This is a genomic window from Variovorax monticola, from assembly GCF_051216855.1.
Lineage (GTDB): Bacteria > Pseudomonadota > Gammaproteobacteria > Burkholderiales > Burkholderiaceae_C > Variovorax.
This window is the reverse complement of sequence record NZ_JBPJZP010000001.1, coordinates 1,132,184-1,156,676: the sequence shown is the minus strand read 5'-3', so window position 1 is coordinate 1,156,676 and position 24,493 is coordinate 1,132,184. Positions and strand designations below refer to the sequence as shown.

General features: G+C 70.1%; 18 protein-coding genes. 4 read left to right on the top strand and 14 right to left on the bottom strand.

The annotated features are described in order from the left end of the window. Window position 1 precedes the first annotated feature (1 nt). Window positions 2-469 (top strand): GNAT family N-acetyltransferase, encoded by a 468-nt coding sequence (locus tag ACSFA5_RS05115; RefSeq protein WP_435442928.1) that lies wholly within the window; start codon window positions 2-4, stop codon window positions 467-469. After that, complete coding sequence (locus ACSFA5_RS05110) at window positions 466-1,101, top strand: FMN-dependent NADH-azoreductase (protein WP_435442927.1); 636 nt, start codon at window positions 466-468, stop codon at window positions 1,099-1,101. Before ACSFA5_RS05115 ends, ACSFA5_RS05110 begins: the two co-directional genes overlap by 4 nt. 40 nt (window positions 1,102-1,141) lie before the next feature. On the opposite strand, the gene ACSFA5_RS05105 is transcribed toward ACSFA5_RS05110, so the two are convergent. From ACSFA5_RS05105 to msrB, 6 genes are all read right to left on the bottom strand, one after another. Then, entirely contained in the window at window positions 1,142-2,011 is an 870-nt protein-coding gene (locus ACSFA5_RS05105) for an anti-sigma factor family protein (protein ID WP_435442926.1), read from the bottom strand. Further along, entirely contained in the window at window positions 2,008-2,580 is a 573-nt protein-coding gene (locus tag ACSFA5_RS05100) for an RNA polymerase sigma factor (RefSeq protein ID WP_435442925.1), read from the bottom strand. Before ACSFA5_RS05100 ends, ACSFA5_RS05105 begins: the two co-directional genes overlap by 4 nt. A 44-nt stretch (window positions 2,581-2,624) precedes the next feature. Continuing rightward, the gene (locus ACSFA5_RS05095) at window positions 2,625-4,103 is read right to left on the bottom strand and encodes a YncE family protein (protein ID WP_435442924.1); all 1,479 of its coding nucleotides are present in this window, start codon (window positions 4,101-4,103) and stop codon (window positions 2,625-2,627) included. A gap of 78 nt (window positions 4,104-4,181) precedes the next feature. Next, window positions 4,182-4,640 carry a DUF305 domain-containing protein gene (locus ACSFA5_RS05090; RefSeq protein WP_435442994.1) on the bottom strand — a complete coding sequence of 153 codons (459 nt, stop codon included), beginning with the start codon at window positions 4,638-4,640 and terminating at the stop codon, window positions 4,182-4,184. Window positions 4,641-4,826: 186 nt separating this feature from the next. Continuing rightward, on the bottom strand, window positions 4,827-5,339 hold the full coding sequence (gene msrA / locus ACSFA5_RS05085; protein WP_435442923.1) for a peptide-methionine (S)-S-oxide reductase MsrA: 513 nt from the start codon (window positions 5,337-5,339) through the stop codon (window positions 4,827-4,829). Further along, window positions 5,332-5,787 carry a peptide-methionine (R)-S-oxide reductase MsrB gene (gene msrB, locus ACSFA5_RS05080; protein WP_435442922.1) on the bottom strand — a complete coding sequence of 152 codons (456 nt, stop codon included), beginning with the start codon at window positions 5,785-5,787 and terminating at the stop codon, window positions 5,332-5,334. The genes msrA and msrB overlap by 8 nt, the downstream gene beginning before the upstream one ends. 157 nt (window positions 5,788-5,944) lie before the next feature. Between msrB and ACSFA5_RS05075 the strand changes: the two genes are divergently transcribed. Further along, window positions 5,945-6,760 (top strand): TatD family hydrolase, encoded by an 816-nt coding sequence (locus tag ACSFA5_RS05075; RefSeq protein WP_435442921.1) that lies wholly within the window; start codon window positions 5,945-5,947, stop codon window positions 6,758-6,760. Window positions 6,761-6,826: 66 nt separating this feature from the next. On the opposite strand, the gene ACSFA5_RS05070 is transcribed toward ACSFA5_RS05075, so the two are convergent. The 8 genes from ACSFA5_RS05070 to ACSFA5_RS05035 form a co-directional block, all read right to left on the bottom strand. Further along, window positions 6,827-7,294 carry a YbaB/EbfC family DNA-binding protein gene (locus ACSFA5_RS05070; protein WP_435442920.1) on the bottom strand — a complete coding sequence of 156 codons (468 nt, stop codon included), beginning with the start codon at window positions 7,292-7,294 and terminating at the stop codon, window positions 6,827-6,829. Window positions 7,295-7,316: 22 nt separating this feature from the next. After that, complete coding sequence (locus ACSFA5_RS05065; RefSeq protein WP_435442919.1) at window positions 7,317-8,075, bottom strand: S1 family peptidase; 759 nt, start codon at window positions 8,073-8,075, stop codon at window positions 7,317-7,319. 122 nt (window positions 8,076-8,197) lie between these two features. Beyond that, the gene (locus ACSFA5_RS05060; protein ID WP_435442918.1) at window positions 8,198-8,824 is read right to left on the bottom strand and encodes an RNA polymerase sigma factor; all 627 of its coding nucleotides are present in this window, start codon (window positions 8,822-8,824) and stop codon (window positions 8,198-8,200) included. A gap of 29 nt (window positions 8,825-8,853) precedes the next feature. Next, window positions 8,854-20,313 carry a filamentous haemagglutinin family protein gene (locus ACSFA5_RS05055; protein WP_435442917.1) on the bottom strand — a complete coding sequence of 3,820 codons (11,460 nt, stop codon included), beginning with the start codon at window positions 20,311-20,313 and terminating at the stop codon, window positions 8,854-8,856. 76 nt (window positions 20,314-20,389) lie between these two features. Then, complete coding sequence (locus ACSFA5_RS05050) at window positions 20,390-21,391, bottom strand: FecR family protein (RefSeq protein ID WP_435442916.1); 1,002 nt, start codon at window positions 21,389-21,391, stop codon at window positions 20,390-20,392. A gap of 117 nt (window positions 21,392-21,508) precedes the next feature. Continuing rightward, window positions 21,509-22,024 carry an RNA polymerase sigma factor gene (locus tag ACSFA5_RS05045; protein ID WP_435442915.1) on the bottom strand — a complete coding sequence of 172 codons (516 nt, stop codon included), beginning with the start codon at window positions 22,022-22,024 and terminating at the stop codon, window positions 21,509-21,511. Between the two features lie 2 nt (window positions 22,025-22,026). Beyond that, complete coding sequence (locus ACSFA5_RS05040) at window positions 22,027-22,800, bottom strand: energy transducer TonB (RefSeq protein ID WP_435442914.1); 774 nt, start codon at window positions 22,798-22,800, stop codon at window positions 22,027-22,029. A 198-nt stretch (window positions 22,801-22,998) separates the two neighbouring features. Then, on the bottom strand, window positions 22,999-23,904 hold the full coding sequence (locus ACSFA5_RS05035) for a class I SAM-dependent methyltransferase (RefSeq protein ID WP_435442913.1): 906 nt from the start codon (window positions 23,902-23,904) through the stop codon (window positions 22,999-23,001). Between the two features lie 330 nt (window positions 23,905-24,234). Here ACSFA5_RS05035 and ACSFA5_RS05030 point away from each other — a divergent pair, with 330 nt between their 5' ends. Then, entirely contained in the window at window positions 24,235-24,489 is a 255-nt protein-coding gene (locus ACSFA5_RS05030; protein ID WP_435442912.1) for a hypothetical protein, read from the top strand. Window positions 24,490-24,493: the final 4 nt, after the last annotated feature.

Genomic DNA, 24,493 nt, shown 5'->3' with positions numbered 1-24,493 from the left:
AATGAACCCGACCCGCGCGATGCCCCCGGGCTTCGCCATCCGGCACGCCGACAGCGAAGCCGAGCTGCACGCCTGCTGGCCCGCCATGCACGAACTTCGGCCGCAGCTGCGCGACGCGCACGACCTGGCCGAACGCGTGCACCGCATGCGCGAAGACGGCTACCGCCTGCTGGCCGCATGGCGCGGCGACGAAGCCATCGCGCTCGCAGGCTACCGGCTGCAGGAGAACCTGGTCTACGGGCGCTTCCTGTACCTCGACGACCTCGTCACGCTCGAACGCGAACGCGGCGGCCAATGGGGTGCGCGCCTGATCGACGAGACCACGCGCATCGCCGAGGAAGCCGGCTGCGCGAAGCTGGTGCTCGACACCGGCCTGGCGAACGCGCTGGCCCAGCGCTTCTACTTCCGCCAGGGGCTGCTGAGCGGCGCGATGCGCTTCAGCAAGGTGCTGCAAGGTGCTGCGCGATGAAGAACCTCCTGCACATCACGGCCAGCCCGCGCGGCAACGCCTCGTTCAGCGTCAACTTCTCGCAGCGCATCGTGGAGCGCCTGCTGGCGCGCGAGCCCGACGCGGTGGTCGTGCGGCGCGACCTCGGCACCGCCGGCCTCGCGCACATCGACGAGACCTACGGCCACACGCTCGCGGGCTCCTGGCCGATGCAACCCGACGCGTACGAGCGTCCCGGCTCGCTGGCGCAGTCCGAGCGGCTGATTCGCGAGCTCGAGCAAGCCGACGCGGTCGTCATCGGCACGCCGATGCACAACTACACGGTGCCCTCGGTGCTGAAGGCGTGGATCGACCATGTGCTGCGCGCGCACCGCAGCTTCGGGTTCTCGGCCGAAGGCAAGGTCGGGCTGCTCGCGGACCGGCCGGTGTACATCGCCGTGGCGTCGGGCGGGGGCTACACGGGCGAAGGTGCGCGGCAGCCCGACTTCCTGACGCCCTACCTCGAGGCCGTGTTCAAGACCATCGGCATCCGCGACCTGCATTTCTTTGCGCTGCAGCACACGGTGATGGGAGACGAGGCGGTGAGCAGGGCCTTGCGCGGGGTCGAAGCACTGCTGGACAGCACACTGCCGACGCAGCTCGCGGCGGTGTGATGGCGGTGTGATGCCGGGGTTCCCGGCGATCGCCGCCTTGCTAGCTCCCGAGGCTCGCGCCGATCTGGCGGCGCATTTCGTCCGCCAGCGGATGCAGCACCTCGGCCTTGCGCGCGCCGACGACGCCGTAGCCCAGGCCCTTGTCGGCCCAGGCATAGCCGGCGACCGGGCCCTGCCCCTCTTGTCCTTCCTGTTCCTTGATCGGCCGCATCACCGGCGTGTCCTTGTCGACCGCCATCGGCCTGACCGTCAGCGCGAGCCGTGAGCCGCCTGCGTCGTCGTACATGAAGAGCCCGGCCGGGCCGTGCGCCGTCATGACCAGGCGCCCGCCGATGAAGTCGTAGCCCGAGGCCGACAGATCGGGAATCGCGACCTTGCGCCCGAGCCGGGAAGACACCCAGTCGACCAGCTCGGTGCGCTGCGACGGCCCCATCTCCACGGGCCGCACGGTGTCCGACGCATACACGACGTAGCTGCGCGTCGCCTCGCGCGCCAGAGCGGAAATGCCGGCATCGCCACCGGGCGGCATGTCGCCGCGCAAGGACCACCCGGCGCTGGTGCCCAGGCCCAGCGCGAACACGACCGCCGCCGCCATGCCCCAGGGCCAGCGGCGGTGCAGCACTCGCCGGTCCTGCCGGTCCTGCCGGTCTTGCTGTTCGCGCTGCGCGTGCGCGTGCACCAGCCGCGCCAGGTTCAGCGCGGGCGGCAGCGGCTCGTCGGCAATCGGTGCCAGGGCTTCACGCAGGCCCTGCCGGTGCGCGGCGTAGGCCTCGACCTGGCACGCGGCCTCGGGGTGGTGGGCCAGGTACTCGCGCACTTCGCGACGGCGCGGCGCGGCCAGCGCGTCGTCGACGTAGGCGTGCAGGTCTTCTTCGAGGATGGGGCGTGCGTCCAAGGGGTCGCCGTTCATGGGAGTACTCGCAGGTGGGGGCGCGCCGGGGCTTGCGCGTCGGACGGCGCAGACGGGGCAGACGACAGGGCCGAAGGCATCGGGTCCACGCCGTCGAGCATGCGGTGCACGCGCTGGCGTGCGCGCGCCAGCCGCGACATGACGGTGCCGATGGGAATGTCGAGCGTCGCGGCGGCCTGCGCGTAGCTCAGGTCTTCGACAGCCACCAGCAACAGCACCGCGCGCTGGTCCTCGTGCAGCAGGTCGAGCGCGCGCATCAGCTCGTGGTGCGTCACGCGGTGCTCCTGCTGCGCCGGGGTGCTCAGTTCGGCCTCGTCGATGTCTTCCACGGCCACGTGCAGGCCGCGGCGCGACTGCTGCCGCACTCTGTTCATCGCCAGGTTGTGCAGGATGGCGAAGACCCACTGCCGCGTGTCGTCGGCCTCGCGCCGCTGGCCCCAGCGGCTGATGACGCGCTCCAGGCAGTCCTGCACCAGCTCGTCGGCCGATTCGCGCTCGCGCAGCAAGGCGCGTGCGTAGCGCCGCAGGGCGGGGATCATCGGCTCGACGAGAAGGAGCAGGTCGTTCATGTCCAGGACATCGCAACTGGCCAGCGTGACACCGGTGCCGTGCCTTAAAGGCTCTGCACCTGGACCGGGGCTGCGGGCTTGCCGCCCGATTGTGGCGCGATGACGAGGTAGCGCTTGCTGTCCGCGGGGGTGGCGCCCTGGATCTGCTGGCGGATCGGGCCGATGGCGTTCACGATGGCGGCGCCCGCGGGGTTGGTCATGAAGTTGGCGAGCGGCTGCAGCGTGCCGCTGCCGTCCGGCCGGTCCGACAGCGCGAGCACGTAGGGCTGCCTGGGCACGAGGCCCGTGGCCGAGGCCTGCAGCACCTGCAGCAGGCCCTGGTCGAACAGCGCAACGCTGGTCGGCGGGTTGCCCGTGGACGAGGCTTTCTGTGCCTCGGGTGTCACCAGCGCAAGGTGCGCGACCTGGCCCGACAGGCCCGGCGCCTGCAAGCCTTGCAGGCCGTCGCCCGCCTCCGCCGGCACGGCGTTGGGCACATAGGCGATGGCCTGGGGCGCCTGCCCCACGGGCACGGTCGCCACCACGGTGTTGCTGTCGGTGTCGATGGCCGCGAGCGCATCGGCGTTTTCCAGGCCCACGTAGACGCGCTTGCCGTCGCCCGAGGGCCAGATGCCGTGCGGCAGCTTGCCCACCGGAATGGTCGCGACCTGCGCGAAGTCGTCGGTGCGGAACACCTTGACCACGTTCAGGCCGCCGATGGTCACGTAGGCGAAGCTGCCCTTGCGGTTGGTGACGAAGTTGACGTGGTTGGTGATCGGGCCGGTGTCGAAGGACTTGATCACCGCGAAGGGCGGCTTCGCGTCGAACACCATCGTGCGGCCCACGTCCTTGAGCGTCATCCACACCTGCTTGCCGTCGGGCGAGGCGGCGATGTTGGGGCAGAAGGGGCTGTCCTGCTTCACGCGGCCGACGGTCTGTTTGGTGGCGATGTCGATCACCACGGTCTCGGGGTTGAACGACGAGCACACGTAGCCGTACTTGCCGTCGGGCGAGAAGATCTGCATGCCGGGGCCGCCGGGCGTGGTGATGCGCGTCTTTTCCATGAAGGTGGCGGCGTCGAGCACCGACACGTAGTTTTCACCGCGCACCGTGACCCACACCTCCTTGCCGTCGGGCGTGAAGAAGGCTTCGTGCGGCGAGCGGCCGACATAGGTGGTGTGCCTGACCGCGTTGGTGGCGGTGTCGATGAAGGTGACGGAGTTCGAGCCGATGGACACCACAGCCAGCGTGCGGTGGTCCGGCGAAAAGCCCATGCCGTGCACCAGCACCTGGCCCTTGTAGAGCGGGCTGAAGTTGCCGGGCGACGGGTCGCCCAGGCGAATCACGCCCAGCAGCTTGTTGTCGACCGGGTCGGTGACCGACACGGTGTTGGAGAACTGCTCGGCGGTGTAGACACGGTCGCGGTGGCTCATGGGAATGTCGGCGTCGGCGCTGGCGCCCGGCGCCTGGCCCGCCTGCGCGCACGCGGCAATGGCGGCCAGCGCGGTGGCGGCCAGGATGTGGAAGAGGCTGTGCTTTTTCATGGTGTCGCTCTGGGTGGTTGATGCATGCGTTGAGGCGTGACAAGGGGCGTGAAAAGGGGCGCGGGAACGGCGGCGGGCCTACATGCGGCGCGCCTGTGTGGGCGCAGGGGCCGAGGGCGGCAGCGGCTGGCCGAGCGCCAGGCGCATGGCGGCAATTTCCTGCTGCTGCTCGACGATGATTTCCTGCGCGATGCGGCGCAGCTGCTCGTTGCCGCCGTGGCGCAGCTCGGCCAGCGCCATGTCGATCGCGCCCTGGTGGTGGGCGATCATCATGTCGGCGAAGTCGCGGTCGACGTCGCCGGAAGGCTTGATGCTCATGCCGGCCATCATCTTGTTCATGGCGGCGTCGTTCTCCGCGGCAAAGCCGGCCTCGGCCGGTTCGCGCGTGGTGCAGATGTCCATCAGCCCGGCCATCGCGGTTGCGCCGGCACTGCCGGGCGGCATGTGTGTCGCGGCAAAAGCCACCGCTGCGCAGGCAAGGGCCGCGGTGCCGACTGCCAAGGCGCCGGGGCGCAGCAGGCCGCACCGGAATTTCATCTGCATGGGGTGTCCTCTTCTTGGATGGCACTGGGCCGTCACAGAGGTAGACACCGCGGCCGGGGGCTTATTCCGGCGGGGCGAAAAGAAATACTTTGCCGGGCGTGCCGCTGCGCTGCGGCACCGCCGGGCCGGCCGGTCGCGTCAAGCCCTGACGCAACCGGCGCAAGCCTCGTTGACTACAGGTCAGCGGGCTGCGCCTGCCCTCGCCGGCAGCACCCAGCCAGGCCGGATGAAATGGCAGGTGTACCCGTCGGGCCGGTGCTCCAGGTAGTCCTGGTGCTCGGGCTCGGCCTGCCAGAAGTCGCCTGCGGCGGCCACTTCAGTGACCACCTTGCCCGGCCACAGGCCCGAGGCGTCGACGTCGGCGATGGTGTCGAGCGCCACACGCCGCTGTTCGTCGCTGGTGTAGTAAATCCCCGAGCGGTAGCTCAGGCCCATGTCGTTGCCCTGGCGGTTCTTGGTGCTCGGGTCGTGCAGCTGGAAGAAAAATTCCAGCAGCTTGCGAAAGCTGATGCGCTCGGGGTCGAACACGATCTCTATGGCCTCGGCATGCGTGCCATGGTTGCGGTAGGTGGCGTTGGGCACGTCGCCGCCCGAATAGCCCACGCGGGTGGAAAGCACGCCGTCGTAGCGGCGAAAAAGCTGCTGCATGCCCCAGAAGCAGCCACCGGCGAGCACTGCGCGTTCTTCACTCATGAGAGATCTCCTTGACTTGGTCCAGATAGGCTTCGTAGCCGTCTTGCGCCATGCGCTCGCGGGGAACGAAGCGCAACGAGGCCGAATTGATGCAATAGCGCAAGCCGCCCTGCGCCTTGGGGCCGTCGGGGAACACATGGCCCAGGTGGCTGTCGCCCTGGGCCGACCTGACTTCGATGCGCACCATGCCGAGGCTGGCGTCCTTCAGTTCGCTGACGTGCGCCGGCTCGATGGGGCGGGTGAAGCTGGGCCAGCCGCAGCCCGACTCGTACTTGTCGGACGAAGCGAACAGGGGCTCGCCCGACACCACGTCGACGTAGATGCCGAGCGCCTTGTTGTCCAGGTATTCACCGGTGCCGGGGCGCTCGGTGCCGTTCTGCTGGGTGACGCGGTACTGCTCGGGGCTCAGCCTGGCGATGGCGTCCGGGTCTTTTCGATAGTCGGGCATGGGGGTCCTTCAGAGGTTTCGGGCTCCAGCTAACTGGGTCCGGGCCGGCCGATATTCAACCGGCCGGTGGATTTCACCCGAAATTGCCAGGCCCCGCAGCGAACGCGGTGTTCCAGCCCCCAAAGCTGGGGGGCGGCCTGCCTCTTACGATCGGCGCATGAGCACAGATTCAAAAAACGAACGACCGCCGCTGGTCGACATCGGCGTCAACTTTCACTCGGCGCAACTGGCGCCGGTCACCGCCGCGTTGCTGGCGCGCGCACGGGCGGCAGGCGTGACGCAAATCCTGGCCACGGGCACTTCGCTCGCGTCCAGCCGGCTGGCGCTCGATCTTGCCAAGGCCAACCCCGGTGTGGTCTTTGCAACGGCGGGCGTCCATCCCCATGACGCAAAAAGCCACGACCCCGACACGCTTCGCGAACTGGCCGAACTCTGGAGGCACCCCGAAGTCGTGGCCGTCGGAGAGTGCGGGCTCGACTACAACCGCAATTTCTCGGCGCCCCAGGCGCAGCGCATCGCGTTCGAGCAGCAGCTCTCGATGGCCGTGGAGGCCCGCAAGCCGCTCTTCCTTCACTGCCGCGACGCCTTCGGCGACTTCCACGACATGCTGGCCCCCGCGATGGCCGACGGTGCCCGCGGCGTCGTGCATTGCTTCACTGGAAACCGCGCAGAGGCGGAGGCCTTCCTCGAGATGGGACTCGACATCGGCATCACCGGGTGGGTGACGGACCTTCAACGCGGGCAAGCACTTCGCGAGGCCGTGCCGCACATGCCGATTGATCGGCTGCACCTCGAGACGGACGCTCCCTACCTGTTTCCGAAGAACGCCGGCAGCCGCCGTGGCCACAACGAGCCGGCGAACCTTCCCTGGGTCGCTGCCGGCCTGGCGGAACTGATGCATCGCGATGTCGGGGAGATCATGCAAGCGTGCAGCGCCAACAGCCGGCGCCTGTTCGGTCTTCCGGGCGGTTGAACGGCGCGGCGCAAGGGGCGACCCGACACTTCGTCGAAAAACCGCGCGAAGTGATGGACTGCCCCCTCAACCGGGCGTGACGAAGCTCAGGGTCAGCTGCAGCACCATCGGCTGGCGCATGTCGCGCGGCGGCGGCTCGGCCAGCGTCTGGGTGGTGAGCAGCGTGCGCAGGTCGGTGTCGGTCTGCGCATCGCCGAGCGAGTCGAAGGCCACGCGCTCGATCCTCCCGGCGGGCGCCACCCACACGCGCACCACCACCGGCGCGGGCGGCACGGACTGGCCTTCCTTGAGCATGCGCGACTGCATGGCGGCGTGCAGGCGCACGACCGTGTCGTCGGCCGGATTGCTGAGGGACGCCTGCAACTGGTTGCCGGCAAGGGTGGCGTAGCTGATCCAGTGCTGCGGCACCTGCGGCTGCTGCGTCTGCGCCGTGGCGGCCACGGGCACTGCGGCGCTGGCAAGGCCCAGGCCCAGCCAGCCCAGGGCAAGGCGCAGGCGGCCCCGGCGGGGTGTCGGTCTGGAAGAAGCGTTCATGGCGGTCTTTCTGAAAGAAGGCTCAGCCGCAGAGCACGCCGACCGACAGGGTCGAAGCGCGCGCGGCTGGCGATTGCATGGGGCTCAGCTGCGGGCGGCCGCTTTGCGCGAAGGCGATATCGTGCGCACGCAGGAACTCCCGCACCTGCGAGACCGGCACCGCGCGCACCTGGGTCGCGCCCATGCCCGGGGGCATTCCCGCCACCGTCCCGGCGGCCGACGAGGCGGCACGGCTCAGCACCGTGCCCTGCGCATGCGGCGCGGCGGCCACGCGCTCCACCACCACGCCGAGCAGCAGCCCGTCGGCGCCCAATACCGCGCTGCCGCTGGCGCCAGGCTTCACGCCCGAGAGCAGTTGAAGCCCTTCGACGCCCGGCACGGTCATCGCGTTGCTCAGCAGCGTGGCCCGGTCGGGGAGATGCTGCAACACGGCATACGCTTCGGCGAACACGCCGACGCTGTGGCCCGATGCGGCATCCGCCAGCGCCAAGGTGGCGTGCAGGTACGGCTGGAGCGTGGTGCGCAGCACCGCCAGGTCGAGCTCCGGGCTCGCGGCCACCACCGTGGCCTGCGACACCTGCCCGCCCTTGACGGCGAACAGCGAGCGACAGTCCGACACCGCGTGCCGCGCAGTCAGCACGTCGCCCGCGGCGTTCAGGAAAACACCGCTGGCATTGGTGTCGGGCGGGCCGTCCGCCGCGGCATGGGCCGCGGCAAGGGCGAGACACACGCCGGCCAGCACTGGCGGTCGGAGGCGGAACAACAAAGCGGCGAGAGGCATGGCATCGATCGAACAAGCAGCGAACGGACAGGAGACCGCTCGCGCAAAACACGCCGGCGGCTGCGCGGACCTTCCCGTAAGACGGTCCGGCGCGCTGCCGACTGCGCTTTGTCACAAAAATTTCATGAAACCCGCTCCTGAGGCCGCAAAGCGCGCCGGGGCGCGCTCACCCCCACGAGCACCTGCCGGCCGCTGTTGTCGGCGCAGTAGTCGAGTGCCTGGCGCAAGGCGGTGTCCACGCCGCGCAGCGAGAGGGCGTAGCGGCTGGCGACCTCGTCGCGGGTCATCTCGTCGATCCGCAGGGCGATCAACACCGAGCGATGGCGGCGCGGAAGGCGGTCCATGGCGCGCTCCACGGCCGCCAGGTCGGAGCGGCCCTGCGCGATGTGGTCGGGGCCGGGCGTGTCGTCGGCGAGACGCTCGATCTCGGTGTCGGCGTCTCCCGTGTACTGCCAGGACCGGTTGCTGCGCATGCGGTCCATGGCGACATTGCAGGCCACGCGGTAGATGTAGGCGCTGGGGCTCTGCACGGGCGAGCGCACCGCCAGGTGCCCGAGCCGAAGCCAGGCATCGTGCAGGCATTCGCTGGCCATGTCGGCGCACCCGAGATGGTGGGTCAGCTTGCGCCGCAGCCCTTCGTAGTCGGCGCAGAGAAAGGCCTGCAGCGCGAGGCGGCGCTGCGCCTCGTCCAGCAGCTCGTTGGCCGCTTCGTCGCAAGGCGCCGCTTCCTGCGCACAGAGGACACTCATCGATGCCATGACGTGCTGCCCCGGCCGGCCTAGCGGTCCTGCCGCAGCCGACGAAGCTCGTCGCTGCTCAGGTTCGCCCAATGCCTGGGGTCGATCTTGCGACCCATGCCCACGACCTGCACGGGGTTCAGCGGGTCGTAGGCGCCCTGCACCCCGGATTGCAGCTCCGTGCGGGGCGGCGTCGCGGTGCCTGCGCCCGGCATCGACTCGTTGCCGAAGCCGAGCACGCGCACCGTGAAGACCGAAGACAAGGACTGCCGCGCGGCCGCGCGTTCGCGCTGCGTTGCATCCTGCGCGGCGGCCGTCGCCTGCGCGGCCGCCGCACTCGCATTGGTCAGCGCGCCGACGTTCACCGCCGTGACCACCGGCAGCCCCTTGGTCGCACCCTTCACCTGGATGTTGTCGGCGTTGAGCACCTGCAATGCCGCGATGTTCAGGTTCCCCGCCACGCGCAGGCCCGCATCGCCTGCGTTCACCGTGCCGCACGGTGCGACCAGGTCCACGTCGCCGTCGCCCACCGTGCCGATGCCGCTGCCGCTCATGTCCGACTTCTCGCGGATCACCGTCACGGCGTCCAGGTCGGTGGCCACCTCGGGCGCCGAGGGCACGCGCAAGGTCTTGGAGCCGCGCCCGGCATCGATGTCGCCGAGGGTGGCCCAGATGATCTGGTCGCTGCCCTGTTTCGTCACCTCGGGCACGAAGGACAGAATGCGCGACTGGTTGACGGTGACGTCGTCCCTGGCAAAGATGCCGATGTGCCCCGAGGCCAGCGTCACCAGGCCGTAGCCGGGCGGCACCGTGGCCCCCAGCGCCGCCACCTGCAACCCACCGCCGGGTGTGAGAACGCCGATGTCGCCGCCGGCCATGGTGCGCAGCATGAGGCTGTTGGCCGCCACGTCGCCCTTCCAGCTGTCGCCCGGAAACAGCGTCTTGATGGCCGCGTAGCCCCGGTTGTAGCCGCCGTTGCGCGGCAGGCCGCCGGTGCCCGGCTCGTTCTGGTCGCGCCCCGCTTCGCGCAGCTCGAGCAGGTAGACCTGCCGCAGGAACTGCTGCTGCGCGAGCGGGGGCAACTGCTGGAAGCGCGCCCATGCATCGAGCGGCGCGAGCTTTTCGCCGGTCATGTCCGACATGTACGACACCAGCCCGCGGCGCACGGTCTTTTCCTGCCCACCCGCACGCGCTTCCAGTTGGTCGGCCAGGTAGATGGGCAGCACGCTGCCGTCCGCGCCCCGGGCCTTCAGGTAGTCGGGCATGGACGCGACCTTCGACGGATCGAGGTACGCGGCCGTGAACGCCTCGTAGCCCACCGCATGGTTCAGCCCGGCCATGGCGGTGATGGTGGCGCCATGTTCCGGCAGGCCCTTGACCTGGGTCTCGGGCAGCGCGCGGTTGTTGGCGTCGTAGCGCTGGTTGCCCAGCGTCTGCACCTGCAGGTTGTCGGCGTACAGGTCGCGCCCGGCGGCCAGCACCAGCGTGCCGGGGCCCTGCATCTCGATGTTGCCGGTCAGGCCCGCGGCGAGCTCGTTGTAGCGGTTGAGCGGCCTCACGCTTTCCACCGCCAGGATGTCGTTGCCCGCCTCCAGCAACGTGACATCCGACGCACGCAGGTTGCGTCCCGCCAGCCGCAGCCCGCGAATGTCGGTGCCCGCGCGCACCCAGGTCTGCTCGTTGGCCTTCACGTCGAGCCCCACGACGGAACCCTGCGACGCATAGATGCGGCTGGGCTCGAAGTCGTTGGCCAGCGGGAGCACGTCGGGGTTGTGCAGGCTGCGCAGGTAGGGGTTGCTGACGGGGGAGGACTGCAACGGGTTGATCAGGTTGTCGAGCAGGTCCTCCACGCTCATCTGGTTGAACGGCGAGTTCGAGCCGCCCGGCATGTAGCCCGAGGACATCATCGCGGGGGTCGCGTAGGACATGACGAGCGGCGCGTCGAAGCGGATGTCGTTCCTTGCCAGCATCTTCACGTCGTTGGTGGTGCCGGGCATCACGTACAGCGGCCCGTCGATGGCGATGCCGCCGTTCAACGCCGCCGCCGAGAACCGCGCCGGATACCGGTTGCCGCCGAAGCCCACCAGCGTGTCCGTGTCGAAGCTGTTGAGCACCAGGTCGCGAAAGATGAACGCCGCGCGGTTCACGAAGGTGATGTTGCCGCCGGTCGACACCAGCCTGAGCGCGCTGCGGTCGGTGTAGCCGCTCATGTAGGCGCCGTAGTTGAGCAGCTGGCTGTCGTTGCGCAGGCCTTCGCCGTAGGTCACCAGCAGCGGGTCGATCACGGTCTGCAGGCGCAGGTCGCCCGCCGTGCGCAGGCTCAGCGTGGCGTCGCCCAGCGCAAGCACCGGCGCCACGGTGTAGCTCGATCGGGTGAGGCCGCCGTTGTTGTCGTCGCGGGTCAGCACCACCGTGTGGCCGACCGCCGTCTCGCCGGCGCGGATGTCGCCCGCGCCGCGCGCCACGTAGTACTGGCCGCCGCGAATGGCGCCGCCGGCCTGCACCGTCATGGCGCCGCCGTTGCGCATTTCCATGGCCATGGCTTCGCTCGCGGAGCGGCCGCCGCGCATGCGCATGTGGGTGGGCAGCGCGACCAGCAGGTTGCGCAGGTCGCCGCCCGCCTCCACGCTCACGTTGCCGCCGCCCAGCGCGCCCACGCCCTGCTGGAAGCGGCCGTAGTCGATCCACCAGCTCGACTGCTCGGGCGCCTTCAGCAAGGGGCCGTAGCTGCCGTCGGGGCGCACGCCGTTCTCGCCGTTGGTGTACTCGCCGAAGAAGCGCTCGGCGTTCAGGTTGCCCTGCCGGTTGAGCCATTCGGTGAAGTGCTGGCCCGACGGCACGGCCTCGATGCTGCCCTGCGCGCCGACGGCGAGGTTGCCGCCTTCCACGCCATAGCTCGCATTGGGGTTGGCTGTGGAAAAGTCGGCCCACGCCGTGGTGTCCTTGCGCCCGGCGGTGTAGATCACCGATTCCTTGTGCGCCAGGCGCAGGTCGCGGCCCGCGCGCACCTCGAGGTCGCCGGTGCCGGTGCGCACCAGCTTGCCCGCGCCGTTGTCCGGCGTGGGGTCGGCGTCGGTGGGAACGGCGGTGTTGGCCGTGCCCACCGTGACCGAGCCCTTGCCCTCGGCCTGCGCCGCGAGCGGCCTGAGCGCCATGGCGTCGGCCGAGGCCAGCTCGCCGCCCGCCACCAGCCGCAGGTTCCACGACGGGCCCGCCTGCAGCAGGCCGCTGCGGTCCGCCGCGTCGAAGCCGTCGCTCAGGTGGCCGTTGATGGCGAGGTTGCCGCCGGCGCGCAAGGTCAACGTGCCTTCGCGTGCGCCGGAGAAGTCGCTGAAAAGATTCCAGTCGCTGTTCAGCGCAAGGTCGCCCGCGCTGCGGATCTCGATACCGGGCATGACGGCCAGCCCGGTGCCCAGCCGTGCCGCCACCGCAGCCGATGCGCCGCGAAAGCGTGCGGCATCCGCGATGGCGTCGGCCTTGACCGAATCGACCGTGGCGCCGTCGTAGTCCTTCACGTCGTAGGTGCTCACGCCCTCGAGCACCGCCGAGCGCGCGCCCGTGACCACGGTGTTCAGCGCGGTGACCGCGATGTCGTCGTGCGCGGCATTCTGTGGCGCGCGCAGGCGCACCTTGCCGCCTTCGTTGCCGGCCACGTCGATCAGGCCGCCCTGCAGGTTCAGTTGCCCGCCGGCCGCTTCGAGGGTGACGCGGCCGTTGCCCAGGCTGCCGGTCGCCCCGGCGAGGAGTTGCGCGCCGGCCTGCATCGCCACGCCGTTGCCGGCGGTGATGCGGATGGCGCCGCCATAGGCCGAGCGTGCATCCACCGTGCCGGAGATGTCGATGCTGCCCCGGTCCGCGGTGAGAGCGAAGTCTTCCACCTGCGTGAAGCCGCCCAGCGCCACGTTGCCCTGGCGAATGCGGAACTGGCGCGACCGGTTGAAGCCGGCGTCGTTCAGCCGCTGGCTGAAACCGGCGAAGTCGGGCAACGCCTCGATGTCGAGCGCGAAGCTGCCCGCCTTGCCGCCGGTGCGCCCGGCCTGCGCGGCGATCGTCCCGTCGAGCACCACCGTGCCGCCCTGCGATGCCGACAGGCTCAGCGTGCCGGCGTCGCCGCCGTTCGGGTGCGCGGCAAGGTTGAGCCGGGCGCCCGCGTCCAGGCGCACATTGCCGCCCACCGCCGACAGGCCGATGCGGCCCGCGTCCGCGTAGTCGGCCGTGTCGAAGAATTGCTTCGCGAAGCCGCCCACGTCGATCACGGCGCCCTCGGCCACGACCAGGCTGCCGCCGGTGGCCGTCATGTCGATGCTGCCGCCCAGCGCGACGGCCCGGCCGCCGAAAGCGATGCTGCGCCCCGTGAGGCCCAGGCGCAGGCCCAGGCTGTCCTGCGGGTCGAAGGCCGCGGCCGCGCCTTGCGCCGGTGCGACGACCTGCAATGCGCCGGTCGTGGCAATGGCCTGCACCGCGCCGCCGCGCCCGGTGAGCAGCGGCGTGTTCAGCGTGAGCGGCGCGGCGCCCGCGTCGATGCCGCCCGCGCCCTCGCCGACGATCGCGTTGCGGCCCGACAGCACCACGGCGCCGAAGCCCGAGAACGTCTTCTGGCCGGCGCCCAGCACGAGCGTGGCGGCGTCCAGCGTGAAGCCGCCCGCGCCCGCGCCCGTGCCGGCCGGCACGCCCCCGCCTCCGCCGCCGCCGCTGTTGACGAGTGAAATGCTGTCACCCTGGATCGTCACATCCCCCGCGCCCCGCCCGACGAACGCGGCGCCGTCGAAGGTCAGCGTTTTCAGGCCGGCCGCGCCCAGGTCGAGCGAGCCGTAGAAGTCGAAGTCCGAATAGCTGCGCAGCGTCAGGCGCGAGGAATGCGAGAGCTGCGCGAGCGCGCCGCTGTCCAGCACCATGCCTTGCGAGCCGCCGCCGAAGCCGATGCGCCCGGACGACACCGACAGGTCGGTGCCGGCAATCTGCGCCGAGCCGGCCAGCTCCGTCGTGCGCGTTGCGTCGATCAGCAAGGCCTTGTCGCCGTTCACGACAGCGCCCGCGCCGATGGTGACCAGCCCCCCGCGCGAGGTGTCCACGCCCTCGCGCACGACCTTGACCGCATCGCCCGTGGCCACGCGAACCAGCGCGCCCCAGTCCCGTGCGGGCGTGGTGAGCACGTCGTCCGCGGCGTCCTTGGCGTCGATCACGCCGTCGTTGTTGTCGTCCAGGTTGCCGTCGGAGTCGGTGTAGCGCGCCGCCACTCTCGGCTTCATGACCAGGATGCCGGAGCCGCGGGCGCTGGCGCCCTTGGCGCTGACGCGGCTGCCGGCCTCGATGGCCACCCGGTCGCTGGCCGCCAGGATGATTTCGGGGCCGAACAGCTCGGACCCCTCGCCGTTGCGCACCACGATGTCGGTCGCGGTCACGTCCAGCTGCAGGCCCAGCGCATTGCCCTGGCGCTTGCCGCCCACCAGCAGGCTGCCGGCGCCGAAGTTCGACAGGCTCGCCGAATCGATGACGAGGTAGCCGTCGGCCTCCAGGCCGGCACCGTTCTGCCCGCCGCCCACGATGGCGATCTTCTTGCCGGCGATGTCGACCAGCCCGCCGCGCCCGCCCGCATCGGGCGCCGAGCGCAGCGTGCCGTCGAGCACCAGCCGGCGGCCCGCGTCGAACACCACGGCGCCGCCGTCGCGCGGCAGCCGGGGCGTGACCACGTTCTGGCCCGTGAGCCGGTACTGCGTGAGCTTGAAGGCCTCGGACGAGAAGAAATCGTTGGCCGTGGCTTCGTTGTATTCGGTGTAGCGGCGCAGCGTGCCGCCGGACATCACGCGCCAGGCCGTGGCCTGCACGTCCTTGTTGCCGCCATAGGTGTTGCCGGCCCTGCCCTGCATGACCAGGCTGCCGTCCGGCGCGCGGGTGGCGGGCGCGGGTGCGCCGCCCCACGCCTTGCCCGTCGCCTGCACTGCGAAGGCGCCGGGCAACAGCGCATAGCGCGCGGGCAGCAGGTTGTACCAGCCGGCTGCAAGGCCCGGGCCGCCGGCAAGCCACACGCGCTGGCCCGCCGGTGCGGCGCCCACGGGCGCCGCACCCGACTGCCCGGGCAGGATGGCGTACATGCCCGGCATGTTCAGCACATCGTGCGAGCCGCCGGGGCCGGGCACGAACTCCGAGGCGTGCAGGTCGCCGCCGCCGGCAATGTCCACCACCGCGCCGCGCGCCAGCGCCACGTCGGGCGACTTCATGGTGATGCGCTTTTCCGGCGGCGCGAGCAGCGAGCCGCTCGAGGGATTGGTGCTGTCCAGCGCCTTCGACGGGTCGTGCCAATGCTCGTTGTTGAACAGCGTGCCGTAGGGCACGGCCAGGCCGGCGCCCGACACCGAGGTGAGGCTGCCCGCGCCCAGCGACAGGCGCTGGCCCGCGTCCAGCTCGATCTGGCCGAAGGGCGCGCGCAACACGCCGTTCTGCGCGATCACCGGCGCTTCCAGGCGCAGGCTGCCGCCGGCCGACAGCGGCGCGCCACCGGCTTCTTCCAGGCGTTCGACGGTGATCGAGTCGCCGGCGCGGACGACGCCGGTCATCGCGCTCGTCGGGTACACCTGCCCGGCGTTCAGCACCAGGTGGCCGTCGACGTCCAGGTTGACCTGCAGCCTGGTGTCTTCGCCGATCTGCGCGGGCAGCGCGCCGCCCAGGCGGATCTCGCCGGCTTCGAGCACCGTGCGGGCGAAGCCGCTGATGCGCACGGCGCCGGCCTGGAACTGGCTCGGGTCCTCCGATGCCGAGATGTCGATCAGCGAGCCGGCAAGGGTCAGCTGCCCCGCCGCGCCGGCCTCCTGCGCAGCCACCGGGGCCGGCGCAGCGCCAGGCACAGCCGCCAGCACGATGCGAGGCGCGCGCAGCGACGACGACGAGGCCGCGTGCCCGACGATCGGCCCCTGCAGCAAGATCGAGCGGCCCAGCGCGAGGTTTGCGTTGTCCAGGCGAATCGCGCCTTGCGAGGCATTGACCAGCGCCAGGTCGGCGAAGCCGCCGTCCTTGAACGCCTGCGGACGCACCGTGAGCGCGAACCGCTGTCCAGGCGTCTGGAGCCCGTCGCGCAGCACGTCGCCCGACAGGAGCGCGTCGCGGAACAGGTCCAGCGCTTGCGGGGACAGGCCGAATTGCGCGGGGTCGAGCGGGCCGGGCACCGCAGGCGGAGCCAGCCGGTCGGACACCACCAGTTCCTTGGAGTCCGCCAGGTGCGCGAGCAGGGAGGACGGCAGGATCATCGTGCCGTCGATCTCGTAGCCGTAGTCGCGCAGGCCCGGCGCCCAGTCGTAGTCCAGGCCCTGCTTCCAGTCGCTGCACGCGCCGTCCACGAAGAGGCCGAGGCAGTCCGGGTCTTGCAGCACGCGCGCAAGTTGCTCCAGCGGCGAGCCGTTCGGGCCCGACGCCGCGCTCATGTTCAGGCGGATGCGCCCGCCGATGCCGCCGGGGCCTCCTGCCTTGCCCAGCATCGTGCTTTCGATCAGGCCCTTGCCAGTGATCTCGATCAGGCCGCCGTTGCTGTCCAGCGTGATCGCCTGCGCGGGCCTGGGCACCCGCGTGCCGTTGGGGCCGGCATCGGCAACGCCGTCGATGGTGCCGGTGGCGCCGGACACGTCGATGAGCGCATCCCGCTCCAGCCGCAGGTCGCCCGACTGGATCGCCACCGTGCCGCCGTCGCGCACCTCGCCCACGCGGCGCCCGGTGCTGTCGATGTGAATCAGCGGCACACCGCGCGCCAGCAGTTCGCCGCCGGCTTCGAGCGTGACCTTGCCGCCGCTCAGGGCGATGCGCCCTGCCGGTGCGTCCAGGCGCCCTGCGACCGTGAGCGCGCCCAGCTCGCCGCCGGCGTTCAGCGACAGGCTGGCGCCGGTGTCGGTGCGCACCGTGGCGCCCCTGGCGATGCGGACCGGTCCGTTTTCGGTGCCGAGCGACAGCGATGCGGGGTCGCGCGCGGCGCGGTCTTCGGGCCGCAGCACGCCCACCGGCGCCACTTCGGCCAAGTTGCGCCCGCTCGGCAGGTCGCGCCAGGCGAAGCCGCTCAGGTCGCTGCTGGTGGCTTGCTGCGAGACCGTCACGCCTTCGGGCACCACGATGGCATTGCCTTCGCCGCGCACCGAGATCGACACTTTTCCAAAGCCGCGCTCGCCGAAGAGCGTGGCCGGCACCATCGCGACCGCACCTGCCGCACCTGCCGCACCTGCCGCACCCGCGGCACCCGCCTGTTGCGAGGCGGCCGGCGCGCCGCCGATCTGCACGCCCGAGGCGGCCTGCAGCGACAGGCTGCCCGCCGAGCCTGCGGCATGGGCGCGCAGGTCGAGCGCGCCCAGGTCCAGGTCGGGCGTGACGCCGGTCAGTGAAATGGCGCCCGCGTCGCCCACGCGCAGCGCGGGCAGGCCCTTCTTGCCCAGGTCCACGCGGCCGCCGCCCGACACGTCGAACACGGCGTCCCTGTGGGCCGAGATGCTTGCCACTTCGATGCGGATTGCGCCGCCATCCACTGCCCAGGCGCCGCGCAGGTTGCCGTCGCGCCATGCGTTGATCCACTGGCCGCTGGCGTCCAGCCGCCCTTGCGCGCCCACCTCGAGCTTTCCGTTGACCGACGCAAGCCCGATCTGCCCACCCGCCGCGCGGATCTGCCCGTCGATGCGGATGTCGTTCTTCGAGCCCTCGGTGCCGGCGACGAACAGCGACGCGCCCGGCGACAGGTTCAGCGCCGCGCCGCTCGCGAGCTCGAAGTCGCCGTTGATGGTGTTCAGCACGATGGTGCCCATGCCCGAATCGCTGAGCATGGCGTCCGACAGGAAGCTGAGCTTGCGCGACTTCTGCTCGTCGGGCTTCAGCTGCACGTAGAAGTCTTCGCCCAGCCTGGCCTTGGCATCGAAGTCCTGCGCGAGCCGCTTGGGGTCGTGGCTGACGACGATGGTGCCCGGCGACCACGGCCGTCCGTCCGGCGTGTTCTCGCCCAGCTCCAGCCGCCCGCCCTTGTTGCCGCCCGGGTTCTGCGACTGGCGCTCGCCCACCACCACGCCGCCCAGCATGTCGCCCTCGAGCACCATGGCGTCGCCCGCGAGGATCTTCACGCCGCCCGCCTTGCGCCCTTCGGTGTAGCCGGCCTCCTTGTAGTCGGCACCGATGAGCGGCGTGCGCCAGGTGTCCTTCACGCCCCAGCGCACATGCTCGTGCGTGAACTCGCCCGCGATGCCGGTGTAGCCGGTGTCGGGCATGGCGCGGTCCATGGTGTGCACGCGGCCGTCGGCACCCATGAGCTTGGTGGCGGTGTTCATGCCGTCGGTGTAGCGAACCGAGCCGCCGGACACGTCGAGCATCGATCCCGCGCGCGTGATCACCGAGCCGCCCGCGCGCAGGTCGATGCTGCCCGCGTTGGCCGAGAGCTCGCGCAGGTCGGTCTTGCCCACGCCCACCCAGCCGCTCACGTCGCCCAGCGGCGTGCCGACCCAGGCGCCGGGAATGTAGGTGACGCCGTCGGGCCCGGTCACCCATTGCACGCCGGCCATCGGACCGTCCTTGAACACGCCCCCCACGCGCCGGTCGACGATCACCTTCTTGCCGCGCACCCACGAGTCGAGCAGGAGCGGCGAGTCGCGCAATTCGTTGATGCGCAGTTCTGCCTCGATGAAATTGCGCGACATGTCCACGTGCATGCCCTGCAGGCCCGCCACGCTCAGGAAGGCCTCACTGTCCAGGTAGATGCGGCTCTGGTCGCGCAGGCTGCCGGGCTTGAAGTACGGGAATTGCGTGAACACGGGGTTCACCGCCGACTCGGCCTTGATCGTTCCCGCCGGCACCAGCACGCCGGCCTTCGCCCGGATGTCGATCAGTTGCCCGTAGAGGCTCACGCGGCCGGGCTGGTAGCGCGTGGCCAGCGCGGCCGCCTCGATCTCGCTGGTGTCGGACGCGTCGGGCAGCACCTGCGTGACGCTGCCTTCGCCCAGCGTGAGCGTACCGGCCGACCAGTTGATGAAGTCGTTCACGCCGTCGGCGTACATGTGGGTGCCCAGGCCCCACGCGCGCAGCAGGATCGAGCCGTTGCGGTTGTTCAACGCGGTGGTGGCGCTCAGCACGCCCGACTGCCGCACGTCCTGCGCCTGCAGGGTGACGTTGCCGCGGTCGGCCTGCACGGTGCCGGTGTTGACCACCTCGTAGCCGACCGCCTTGGCGCGCGCGGCCATCTCGGGCATGACCACCTCGCGCAGGCTGCCGACGAAGCTGGCGTCGGCATACACCGGCGACAGCTTGAGCGCGCCCTGCACCTGCCCGCCGGTGAAGGCCCAGCCGGGCACGGCCGAAGCCGCCACGTCGAGCCCGCGGGGGGCATTCGGGTCCTGCGCGGACGGCGTCTTCAGGTAGATGTTCTCCCCGGCCGCCAGGATGACCTGGCCGTCGGGTGCCGAGATGCGGCCTGCGTTGCGCACCTTGGGCGCGAACAGCATGACCTTGCCGCCCGTGCTGGCCGCCAGCTGTGCACCCGCGTCGACCTTGACCTCGCCGGGCGCGGCGCCCGGGTCGAACCGGTCCACGTTGCCCATGCGGTCGGGCGCGCCGCCGACGCCGGCCTTGAAGCCGTTGTCGCCATAGATCTCCGGCCGGGCCGATGTGAATTCGCCGAACTGCGGAATGGGGAAATCGTTGCCCTGGTTGGACATGACCTGCGGGTTGTTGATGCCCAGGTTGAACTGCTTGTCCGACAGCGCCAGGCTCGACGCCACCAGCGAGCGTGTGTTCACCTGGCTCGAACCGGCGAAGACGATGCCGTTGCGGTTGACCAGGTACACCGAACCGTCGGCCTTGATCTGCCCCGCGATCTGGCTGGGCCGCCCGCTCGGATCGTTGATGCGGTTCAGCGCAATCCATGCGTTGGTGCCGTCCGGCTTGGCACCGCCCTTCTGGTCGAACTGCACCGTGGTGTTCTTGCCCACGTTGAAGCTCTCCCAGTTCAGGATCGCCTTCTGGTCCGTCTGCTGGATGCCGACCACGGTGCGCCCGCCCGTGGCGGTCTGCACCGGTGCGTTGGCGTTGAGCCAGCCCGCGGTGAGGCTGCCGGTGTCCACCTTCAGGCCGCCGTCGACCAGGCCGTCGGGAATGTCGGAGCCGGCGTTCAGTGCCGCCTGTCGCGCCGCCTCCTGGGACGCCTGCTGCGCGGCGATGCCGCGCGCGGCCATGTTCAGGTTGCCGATGGACCGCTGCAGTTGCTCGTCGGCCTTTCGCTGCTCCAGCGGATTGGTCAGCATCGATGCCGGCATGCCGTTGGGCAGCCGGCCCGTGGCAGTCGCCGTGTTCTGCGTCGCGTTCTTGGCGGCGAACCAGGCGCCGCTGAAGGCCTGCTGCGCCTGCGCATCCATGAGCACGCCGTTGGCGGCCAGGGCCATGGCAATGGCACGCGCGACAGGCGCCATGCGCAAGGGCCGTCCCCGCAACGTCTTGCGCGCCTGCACCGCGTGGATGGGTGTGGTTGCTGCGCCCTGGGGTCCGCGTGTGCTCATGTGTCGTTCCGCCGAAAGTTGAGTCGATGCACTACGACGAACAGGCGCCCCACCGTCCCGCAACTTATTTTCAGGTTCAGCTGAGAACGAGCACGCCGCCCGGCAACGAACGGGCTTGGAGATCGAAGGCGTGCTGCAACTGCGCCAGCGCCAGGTCGAGCGATGCGATGTAGAAGCTCCCGGTCACGGGCCGGTCGCGTGCGGCGGCGTTCATCAGCACCACGCGGCCGGGCCGGTAGCGGTTGATCTCGTCGAGCACTTCGGACAGCCGGGTATGGGTGAACATCAGTTCGCCCTTGCGCCAGGCGGAAAGACTCGCCGATCCGACGAAGGCCACGCCGCTCACCGATGTTCCGTCGTAGACCGCCTGCTGGCGGGCTCGCAGCTCGCGCGCTCCTGCGGGATGCTCCACGCGCACCGCGCCCTCGATGCAGGTCACACGAACCCTTCCGTCCAGGTACCGAACCTCCAGACGCCCGGCGTTCACCAGGCTGCGGCCTGCGCCGGCACCGACGCTGAAGGGACGGGCGCCGGCGCCGCCGGTCGGCAAGTCGACGGCTGCTTCGCCCGCGAGCAGGTCGATGCCGGTCGTCTCGCCGTCAACCGTCTGCCGCCGGATGCGGGTCTGGGTGTTGAGGGTGATCTGAACACGGTCTGCGAGCCCGACGACGCGCTGTTCGCCCGTGGCGGTGCGGTAGTCGGCGCCCCACTCGTCCGGCGCCGGCCACAACCCCGCGGGCGGATGAAACACAGCGACGCCGGCCACGGCAGCCGCGCTCACCGCCGCACCCAGGAAGGCGCGGCGCGGCAGCGAGGGCATGCGCAAATGGCGTTCGTGAAACGCCGCCGCCTCGGGACTGGAACGAAGCATCCTGGCAGACGCGGGGCCTATCGCGGCCCATTGTTCCTTCGCCTGCCTGAAGGCCGCCGCATGCGCAGGGTGGCCGGCCACCCAACGCCTGAAGCGCTCGGCGTCCCGAGGCTTGACCGCGCCCGAATGGAGATGGCGCAGCCAGCCCCAGGCCTGCTGGCGCAACGCGTCTGCCTCGCGGTCGAAATCTTCAGCGGGTGTCGTCATGGTGTCGTGCGCCGCGGCCCGCGCCGTACCTCGCCGGGGAGCGGGGCCGGTGTGCGGTCTGGGCGATTCGGTTCTTCACACCGTACGACGAATATCCCCCCCGGGACCCCGCAATATTTATTTGGCATCGGTCATCCTGGCGCTCAGGTAGTCGTGCGCGTGCTTGAGTTCGTATTCGATGGTTCGCAGCGAAACGCCCAGGCGTCTGGCCGCTTCCGGTTGCGTGAGCCCCTCCATGTGCACAAGCACCACCACCTCGCGCCGCCGTGCGGGCATGCGGTCCAGCAGCCTGGCCACGGCATCCAGCTGGGAGCGTGCCTCGGCGATACGGGCGGGGCCGGGCGCCGTGTCGGCGAGTTCCATCAGCGCATCGATCTCATCGAACGGCAGGTTGCGGCTCTGGCGGCGCTGGATGTCCAACGCGATATTGAAAGCCATGCGCACGAGATAGCCGCCCGGCCTGTGGATCGGGCCCTGTTCGTCCTTGCCCTGGTCGTTCACGCGCAACCAGGTGTCGTGCAGCGCGTCTTCGGCCAGGTCTGCATTGCGCAACGCCCGCCCCAGCTGGCGCTTGAGGGCGTCGTAGTGCCTGGACAGGTAGTCCATCAGCACGGGGCGCGTGTCTTCGGCCATGCTCAGGACGCCGCGCTGCCGGTCGCGCTGCCGGTCGCACTGCTGCAGCGCGTTCCATCGCGCGAATCCGTGGGCAGCACCAGCAGAGTCAGGGGCTGCGGCATGTCCGCGGGCGGCGCATGCGCGAGATGCACGCGCTGAAGAATCTCCAGCATCGCCGCGTCTCTGGCGGCATCGCCGGTGGAGCCGAGCAGGCGCGGCCGCCGGACCCGGCCCGTGGCATCCACTTCGAAGCGAAACAAGGAGCGGTAAGCGCCCGGCCGCGTGCGGGCGTTGTCGCACAGCGCTTGCAGGACCTGCGCCTGCACCAGGCCCGGGTAGCCGGCCAGGCTTCCAAGGCTGGCAGCGCGCGGGGCCGTCGCTGAAGCGTCGGCCGCCTTCAGCGACAGCGTGACGCCCGAACCCGTGCGGACTTTCTCCGCGGCCAGACCGGTGCCGTCCAGCAGCAGGCGAAGCGCGGCGTCCGGCGAATACAGGCCGCGCACCGCGCTCGATGTCAGTCCGGCCAGGATCTCGCTGCGAAAAAGGGCGGGCTGCCGGGTCACGGCGGCATAGCGCTTGAGCGCATCAGCCAGCGCAAGCGCCGGAATGTCGAACTCGAGTGCCTGGTCGGCCGCCTCGGGCAGCGAATACGCCGGGGCCTCGCTGTCGCGCAGCGGCGGCACGGCTCGATCGGCCGCCCGAGCCGGTGCCGCGAGCAGGAACAGCGTCAGCGCGCAGAGCGCCGCCACCCTGCGGCATCTCGCGCCGACGACAGGCGGGCGCACGTCGCTCAACCCCGGTGCGCCGCACTGCCGCGAGCATCGCCACACCTGCCGCGATGCTGCGGGGGCCGTGACAGGGGGAAGGTTCGAGTCGGCAAGGAATGCGCGCCATTCGGGAAATTTGCATGCTGTCACCGGCATGTGACGGCCGCGTTGCAACGACCGGTGCTCGCCCGCGCCTGGAGAGGGCAACCCGGCAGCAAGAGGCAGTCAATTGAACATGCCGCGCACCGCCCTCAGCGGGCGGGTCACCCGCCAGGAAAACGATCCGGCCAATTGCCGCGCCTTCGATTCGGACTGCGCGAGTCGATGCGCGAGCGCAAGGTTCGCCACGGACAGCGCCCTGGCCTGGAGCTCGAACGACGCCGTCGCGCATGGAACGCGCGGGCGACGCGCGCTCTCGAGTTCGTGGCGCTGCACGACGGCATCGCCCAGCCCGCTGAAGACCGCCTTGACGCGACGTGCCCCCTCGACGTCCAGCCTCAGGTCCAGCAGTTGGCGAACACCTGCCGCGATCCGCGTGCCGACCTGCAGCACACCCAGGCCCGACGCGTGATCGAATTCGAAGTGCGGATAGCGCGCCGAAATCTCGCCCCAATAGCGCCAGACTCCAAAGCCTCGCTCGCGCACCGCCGTGTCGTGAAACAACACGATGGCACGGTCGGAGAGCTTGGGCAGCCACGTCTCGAAATCATGTCTGACGGCCTCGTAGGTGTGCAGGCCGTCGATGTGCAGCAGGTCGATCGAGCCGTCCGCGAACGACAGCACTGCCTGGTCGAAACCGGTGCGCATCAACTGCGAAAAGCCCGCGAAGTGGCGGGCGTTGAAGCGCGAGAGGTCTTCGTGCACATCCTCGCCGTAGGCACCCGAGTGCTCGTCGCCCTGCCAGGTGTCCACCGCATGGCACTGCGTGGGGAGTTGCTCTGCGAGAACGGTCTGGCAGAAGGCCGCATAGGACATTCCACGGTGCGTGCCGAGTTCGACGAACCGTCTCGGCCGAGCCATGGCCGTCAGCCAGGCGGCGAACGGTGCATGTCCGATCCAGGCGCTGTCCACAAGGCGCTCCGGGTGAATGAACATCGCCATGTTGGGCTCGATGCCTATGAGTGTGGTCATGATGATTGGGTGTTTTCGGGGGGTGTTATGCAGACGGGTGACGGGCACCACGAATGACGTTTGTCATGAAACCTTCACGCGGCCGGCGAACATTCCCCATCGGCCTCGGAACCCGGCCGCGCCGATTTCGCGGTCGACATTGCGGGCCGAACGGGCAGCGCGCGCCACGTCGAAAAAAACCGGGTGCTAGACTGCCCTGCCGGTTCGGCACAACAACATCGCTGCTTGCGCCCGAGACAAGAACTTTGTCTTCTGCAAGGCCAGCCAGTCGGCCAGAACTGCGTTTCCCCACTGTGACAGCGCTCGCAAGAACCCCGCAAAGGAATCCCCATGAACGCGATCAAGGAAGCACGTCAGCTCATCACGTCCGATCCGAACAACGAAGAGGCGCTCACCCTGGCGCGCCTCGTTCTGGCACTGGAGTCCGATGCAGACTTCGCCCTTTCCGGCCTCTACACGCTGAGTCTGGACAACTTCGCGTTGGCAATGGCAATCCTGAAAGAGTGGCGACTGGATCGCTACTACGCGCGCAAGGGGAAGTTGCTGGACGTGTCCTACCAGGCCAACACGCTGGGCGCGCATTGAGCAC